The following is a 6,580-nucleotide window of genomic DNA, read 5'->3' on the forward strand; positions in this document are numbered from 1 at the left end:
CGAGATCGAGGAGCAGGCGAAGAAGGGCATCAAGACCCAGTTCGTCCTGGACCAGATCGTCGCCGACGAGGAGCTGGGTGTTAACCAGGAGGAGCAGCCGCACCGCACTCGTCGAGGAGCTCATGGAGCGCTATCCCGACGTGCCCCGGGAGGCGGTGATCAAGGAGGACCTGCTGCGCGGCGGCATGGCCTTCGACGAGTCGGCGCTCAGCGGCAGTGCCGGTGCCGACGGGGGCGGCGAGGTCAAGCCGAAGTCGTACTTCATCTTCTCCTTCGACCACCGCACCCTGCCCGAGCTCGGCGCCGCCGCGCTCAACCGGCCGCCGGAGGAGATCGTGCTGACCGGCGGGCCGTACGGGCTGCGCCGCACGGTGGTGTCGGTGCGGGTGAACCCGGACTCGCCGTACCGGGTCGGCGCCGGGGAGGACGGCGCCCTCGGCCTCTACCTGGACGGCACGCGGATCGCCGACGTCGGCCTGCCGCCGATGCCCGACTACTACCGGCACACGCTGGCCAACGGAAAGTCGGTGATGGAGGTCGCCCCGACCATCCAGTGGGGCTACCTGATCTACCTCACGGTGTTCCGGGTCTGCCAGTACTTCGGCGCCAAGGAGGAGTGCCAGTACTGCGACATCAACCACAACTGGCGCCAGCACAAGGCCGCCGGCCGCCCGTACACCGGGGTCAAGCCGGTCGAGGAGGTGCTGGAGGCGCTGGCGCTGATCGACGAGCACGACACCGCCCGCGCCTCGCAGGCGTACACCCTCACCGGCGGGGCGATCACCTCGCACATCGGCGGCCGGGACGAGGCCGACTTCTACGGGCAGTACGCCAAGGCCATCGAGGAGCGCTTCCCCGACCGCTGGATCGGCAAGGTGGTCGCCCAGGCGCTGCCGCGCGACGACGTCCAGCGCTTCCACGACTACGGCGTGAAGATCTACCACCCCAACTTCGAGGTCTGGGACAAGCGGCTGTTCGAGCTCTACTGCCCCGGCAAGGAGCGCTACGTCGGCCGGGACGAGTGGCACCGCCGGATCCTCGACTCCACCGAGGTGTTCGGCGCGGAGAACGTGATCCCCAACTTCGTCGCCGGCGTGGAGATGGCCGAGCCGTTCGGCTTCACCACAGTGGACGAGGCGATCGCCTCCACCGAGGAGGGCCTGCGCTTCTTCATGTCCCACGGCGTGGTGCCGCGCTTCACCACCTGGTGCCCCGAGCCCACCACCCCGCTCGGCAAGGCCAACCCGCAGGGCGCGCCGCTGGAGTACCACATCCGGCTGCTGCGGACCTACCGGGCGACCCTGGAGGAGTTCGGCCTCTCCTCCCCGCCCGGCTACGGCCCGGCCGGACCGGGCCGCGCGGTGTTCTCGGTGAGCTCCTTCATGGACTCGCTGACCGGCTGAGGCCGCCCGGTGGCGCCGGCCGGGAGGGCCGGTGCCACCGGGATCCGCCCGCTTCCGTGCAGGCGGTCGAGCCGTTCAGGCCGTTCAGACCGCTCAGGCCGTTCAGGCCGTTCAGGCCGCTCGGCCCGCCGACGGCATCGGGCGGACGGTGAGGATCTGCTCGGCCCGGCCCAGCGGCCCGTGGACGTCGTGCAGCACGGTGCTGGTGACGCCGTGCCCGGCCGGGCCGAAGCTGACGCTGGTGTCCAGGCCCGTCCAGAGGCCCTCGGGACGGCGGTGGAAGTGGATCGTCAGGTCCGTGTTGGGGAACATCCACGCGGTGGGGTCCTGCCGCACGGCGATGCCGTTGGCGGTGTCCACCAGCCTGACGAAGGAGGCGTGCGGGCCGCTGGGCTCCCCCGCGACCAGCTCGACCGGGCTCGCCAGCCAGGCGGCGGCGCGGCCCGGGGCGGTCTCCCGGCGGCGGACGTCGATCGAGGCGATGTAGCCGCCGCCCCACACCCCGGCCATCGTCCAGGGCTCGAACTCCTCGGGCGCGGGCAGCGGTGCGTCGTGGGTGCCGGCGACGGCGGCGGTGTCCAGCTCGGCGAGGAACCAGGCGCGGGCCCGGACCACGGCGCGCCCGCCGATCACCACGGTGGCCTCGACCAGCTCGATGGTGCGCCCGGGACGGACGGTCTCCACCGTGATCTCGAACTCCTCGAGGGCGATCAGGCCGAGTATGTCGTAGCTGATCCGGGCCAGCGCCAGGCCGTCGGCGGGGCGGCCGGCCCGGTGGCGGTCGATGGCGTGCACGATCAGGCCGCCGAGCGGGCTGAAGTGCTGCTCGTCCGCGTGCCAGGCGCCCTGCGCGTGCGCGGTGGGCTTGTAGCTGTGCTCGCCGGTGCGCTGGTAGTAGCTGTCGGGCGCGGCGGTGGGGGTGGTCACGTGCGCTTCTCCTCGGGCCGGATCGCTGGCTGCCGGGAGGGCGCCGCCGTGGTGCGACGGCGCCCGACCTCGGCGTTCAGGATCGTAAGGGGCCGAACCGCCCGTGCGGCGTCACGCGTGACGCATCCCACACCGCCGCAGGAGCCGGACCGTCAGTGCGCGACGAGCGGGTAGTGGTCGGAGAGGTCGGTGTAGGTGTAGCTCTTGCCCCAACTGCTCACCGTCCAGGGCGCGCTGTGCACCCGGACCACCTGGTTGGTGTACTGCTGCGGGCGCGCGTGGTCGGCCCGGTAGAGGACGTAGTCGAGGTCCTCCTTGGGCTCGCCCGGGTAGCGGTAGGCGGCGACGGAGTTGTCGACGGTGTCGAAGGAGTACGGCCAGCCGGTGCGGGCGGAGGCCGGGGCGAGGTTGCCGTTGGTCAGCAGCGCCTGGTACTCGGAGCCGTGCGAGTCGATGTTGAGGTCGCCCGCGAGCAGGACCGGCTCGTCGGCCGGGATCCGCTTGGCGTCCAGGAAGGAGCGCATCGCGGTGAGCTGCTTGGCCCGGATGTCCGCCGCCTGACCGCTCGCGCAGCCCGAGTCGGTGGACTGCAGGTGGGTGCCGACCACGTGGGTGCGGCGGCCGCCGACGTCCAGCACCGCGTAGACGAAGCCCTTGTTGGAGAACCAGTCCGAGCCGCAGGCGTCCTTGTAGACGTACTGCTCCTTGCGCAGGATCGGCCACTTGCTGAGCAGGGTGACGCCGCCGTCCTCGGGGGTGGCGGAGCTGAAGCTGCCGGAGGTGGCGTCCCAGCCGGCGGTGGAGCGGCCGACCACCGGCGTGTGGTACGGGTAGGCGGCCGAGGCCTTGGCGGTCAGCGCGTCGGAGGCCGCGTTGTCGAAGGCCTCCTCCAGGACGACCACGTCGTGGCCCTGGAAGAAGTCCGCCGAGGCGATGGCCTGCGCCCGGTACTGCTGGCCCCAGTTGGGGTAGAGGTTGGTGCTCATCAGGAACGTGTTGTAGGTCAGCACGTCGAGCGGCGGCGCGCTCGCCGGGGCGGTCTCGGCCGAGGCCGGGGCGGCGCCGAGCACGGCGAGGACGGTGGCGGCGGCGCCGGCGGCGAGAGCGCGGCGGACGGACGACAGGGGCATCGGGCCTCCGTGGGGGCGTTGTCGTGGACCCGTCGGGTCGAGGGATGTTGTGTATCCAACTTGGCCCTCCGCACGACGCGCAAGACATCGGGCGAGCAATCGGTGAACTCATCGGTAACACCGTCGGCGCGAGCCTGACGGGCGGTCACCGCCCCGGCACGGCAAAGGCACCCTGCCGAAGCCCGCAAAAGGGCCGATAAGATGACCGCCGGTGTGCCGGGAAGTCTGGTCGGCTCGGGGGACGACGCGGCGGTCCGTGCCGCGCGACCCCGCTGTCGCGATGGGTCTTGAGGCAGATGCACGCCGTGGGGATCGTTCTCGTCCTCGTCGTCCTGGCCACCGGGGTGGCCACCTTCGCCCGGCGGTGGCGGGTGCCCGCGCCCTCCCTGCTGGTCCTCGCCGGGCTCGCCGTCGCCCTCGTCCCCGGGGTGCCCGCGCTGCGCGTGCCCCCGGAGCTGATCGGCACGGTGGTGCTGCCGCCGCTGCTCCACTCCTCCGCCGAGGAGCTCTCGCTGCGCGACCTGCGCGCGGTCTGGCGGCCGGTCACGGTCCTGTCCTTCGGGCTGGTCTTCGCCTCCGCCGCCGCGGTCGGCTTCGTCGCCGTCAGCGTGGCCGGACTGCCGCCCGCGATGGCCTTCGTGCTCGGCGCGGTGCTCTCCAGCACCGACCCGGTGGCCGTCACCGCGCTCGGCCGCCGCCTGGCGCTGCCCGGGCGGGTCCAGGCGCTGGTGCAGGCGGAGAGCCTGTTCAACGACGCGACCTCACTGGTGCTGTTCAAGGTCGCCGTCGGGATAGCCGTCGGCGTCGGCGGCACCGTCGACCTCCCGGGGGCCGGCGGCCGGCTGCTGCTGCTCGGCGGGGGCGGCAGCCTGGTCGGCGCCCTCGTCGCCGCACTGGCCGCCCTGCTGCGCCGACGCACCACCGACCCGGTGCTGGAGACGGTGATCGCCCTGGTCACCCCGTACGCGGCGTACGTCCTGGCGGAGTCCGCGCAGGCCTCCGGCGTCACCTCGGTGGTCGTCGCCGGGGTGCTGCTCGGCCGCTCCGGCCACCGGCTCACCGACGCCCGCATCCGGCTCCAGCTGCACGCCGTCTCCGCGGTCGTGGTGTTCCTGCTGGAGAGCGTCGTGTTCGCGATCGTCGGCCTCGAACTGCCCGCCTTGGTCCGCGAGCTGCCGGCCAGCACCGGCTGGTGGCCGCTCCAGGCGCTCGCGCTGGCGGCGGTGCTGATCGCCGTCCGGGTGCTCTGGACGCTGCCGCTGACCCGCGCCGTCAAGCCCAGCCGGGGAAGGCTGTCCTGGCGGGTCGCCGGGGTGGTCACCTGGGCCGGCACCCGGGGCGTGATGCCGCTCGCCGCCGCGCTGTCCATCCCGCTGCCCGGCCACGACGGCGGACCGCTCACCGGGCGGCCGCTGGTGCTGGTGCTCACCACCTCGGTCGTGGTGCTCACCCTGGTCGTCCAGGGCCTCACCCTCGCCGCCGTGGTCCACCGCTCCGGGCTCGCCCTGGAGCCCGAGCACACCGCCCGCGAGGAGGACGGGGCCCGCGACGAGCTCAACCGTGCCGCGCTCGACCACGTCGAGGGCCTGAGCGAGCTGGAGGCCGTCCCCGACACCGCCCTCGACCGGGTCCGCCGCGCTCTCACCGCCCGCCTCGACCGCACCCCCGAGACCCCCGGCGGCAGCACCGCCGACGCCGCCTACCGCCAGCTGCGCCAGGAGGTGATCGCGGTGCAGAACGACCGGCTGCGCCGGCTCTACGAGGAGCACCGGATCAGCGACACCACGCTGCGGGTGCTGCAGCGTGACCTCGACCTGGAACAGACCGCCCTCGGACGGAACTGACGCGGGGCCCGATCGCCCGGACCGCGGCGCGGCGCACCCCGCGGGAGGCGGGCGCTGCGGGCGCTCAGAAGGCGAGCGGGTGGCGCACCAGGACGTCGGCGCGGGTGCCGTCCAGGGCGCCGTACAGCAGGGTGGTGCCGAGCGCGTCCACGGCGGTCGCCGAGGCCGGGCCGACCCCGTCGGCGACCCGCTCGACCAGGCCCGTCCGCAGCTCCCGCCGGAAGACGGCCGGAACCGCGCCGGTGCCGCCGGGGACCAGGCCCGCGTCGTCCGAGGCGAAGTAGACCCAGCGGTCGTCCGCCGTCATGACGGCCGGGTGGGTGCCGACCGGCGCCACCTCCGTGACCGTCCCGGTGCGCAGGTCGCGGGCGTGGAGCGCGACCCGGCTGCCGTCCGGCACCGGCTCGAACACCCGGAACAGCGCGTAGTGGCCGTCGGGGCTCAGCCGGCCCTCGCGGGCGGCGTCGCGCAGGGTGCCGGCCGCGTCGACGCTCGCGCCCTCGATCCGGCCGGTGCCCGCGTCGAAGACGTAGAGCGGGAACAGCTGCCGGGCGGGCGGCGGCTTCAGGGTCTTCGCGGCGGGGGCGAGCAGGTTGGCCGCCTTCGAACGGAAGGCGACGGTGCGGCCGTCGGCGCTGAGCGAGGGCTCCACCGAACCGCCGTCGGCGGGGGCTCCGCCCTGCCCGGTGGTCACCAGCCGGGTGGTGCCGGCCCGGCGGTCCGTCAGGTAGATGTTGGCGGTGCCCGGCCGCGCTCCGGGGGCGAGGTCGGCGCGGTCCGAGGAGTAGGCGACGAAGCGGCCGTCGGCGCTGATCGCGGGGGTGACGGAGTTCCCCACGCCGGTGCCGGCGGTGACCAGCTCGGTGTGCCCGGTGGCGCGGTCGCGGACGTACACGTCGGTGCGCCCGCCGCCGTGCCCGGGGACGGCGTCGGAGGCGTCGCTGCTGAAGGCGACGTACCGGCCGTCGGCGCTGATCGCCGCCTGGCTGCTGGAGCCGTCCAGCTGGCCGCCGCCGTCGGCGAGGCTGACCCGCTCGGTGTGCCGCGTCCACAGGTCGCGGACGAAGACGTCGTAGAGGCGGTTGGTGTCGCCGGGCACCAGGTTCGAGGCCAGCGAGGTGAACAGGGCGTACCGGCCGTCGGCGCTCAGCCCGAGCGGCTCGGACCAGTCGTCGGCGGCGGCGCCGTCGGGGCTCACGTTCACCCGCACCGGGACCCCGCCCGGTGCCGCGGGCGCGGGCGCGAACCCGGGCGTGGACACGGGTGCGTTCGCGGG

At 74.0% G+C, this 6,580-nt stretch carries 5 protein-coding genes; 2 read left to right on the forward strand and 3 right to left on the reverse strand.

Annotation, left to right across the window (positions count from 1 at the left end; all coding sequences use genetic code 11):
• Positions 1–122 precede the first annotated feature (122 nt).
• Positions 123–1,403: a radical SAM protein gene (locus AB0E96_RS36605; RefSeq protein ID WP_359830419.1), complete on the forward strand. Its 1,281-nt coding sequence runs from the start codon at positions 123–125 to the stop codon at positions 1,401–1,403.
• A gap of 111 nt (positions 1,404–1,514) precedes the next feature.
• On the opposite strand, the gene AB0E96_RS36610 is transcribed toward AB0E96_RS36605, so the two are convergent.
• Positions 1,515–2,330 (reverse strand): thioesterase family protein, encoded by an 816-nt coding sequence (locus AB0E96_RS36610; RefSeq protein WP_359830421.1) that lies wholly within the window; start codon positions 2,328–2,330, stop codon positions 1,515–1,517.
• Positions 2,331–2,482: 152 nt separating this feature from the next.
• Positions 2,483–3,460, reverse strand: a complete 978-nt coding sequence (gene sph, locus AB0E96_RS36615) for a sphingomyelin phosphodiesterase (protein WP_359830423.1) — start codon at positions 3,458–3,460, stop codon at positions 2,483–2,485.
• A 296-nt stretch (positions 3,461–3,756) separates the two neighbouring features.
• On the opposite strand from sph, the gene AB0E96_RS36620 reads away from it, so the two are divergent.
• A complete protein-coding gene (locus AB0E96_RS36620) occupies positions 3,757–5,304 on the forward strand; it encodes a Na+/H+ antiporter (protein WP_359830425.1) in 1,548 nt (515 codons plus the stop codon).
• 64 nt (positions 5,305–5,368) lie between these two features.
• Here the strand turns inward: AB0E96_RS36620 and AB0E96_RS36625 are convergent.
• Positions 5,369–6,580: hypothetical protein (locus AB0E96_RS36625; RefSeq protein WP_359830427.1), on the reverse strand; the 1,212-nt coding region annotated here is incomplete at its 5' end.

This window comes from Kitasatospora sp. NPDC036755 (assembly GCF_040636595.1).
Taxonomy (GTDB): Bacteria; Actinomycetota; Actinomycetes; order Streptomycetales; family Streptomycetaceae; genus Kitasatospora.

What these genes read in the sequence shown, in the direction of transcription:
- AB0E96_RS36605 (WP_359830419.1), top strand. Translation starts at nt 123, where the DNA reads ATGGAGCGCTATCCCGACGTGCCCCGGGAGGCGGTGATCAAGGAGGAC.
- AB0E96_RS36620 (WP_359830425.1), top strand. Translation starts at nt 3,757, where the DNA reads ATGCACGCCGTGGGGATCGTTCTCGTCCTCGTCGTCCTGGCCACCGGG.
- sph (WP_359830423.1), bottom strand. Translation starts at nt 3,460, where the DNA reads ATGCCCCTGTCGTCCGTCCGCCGCGCTCTCGCCGCCGGCGCCGCCGCC.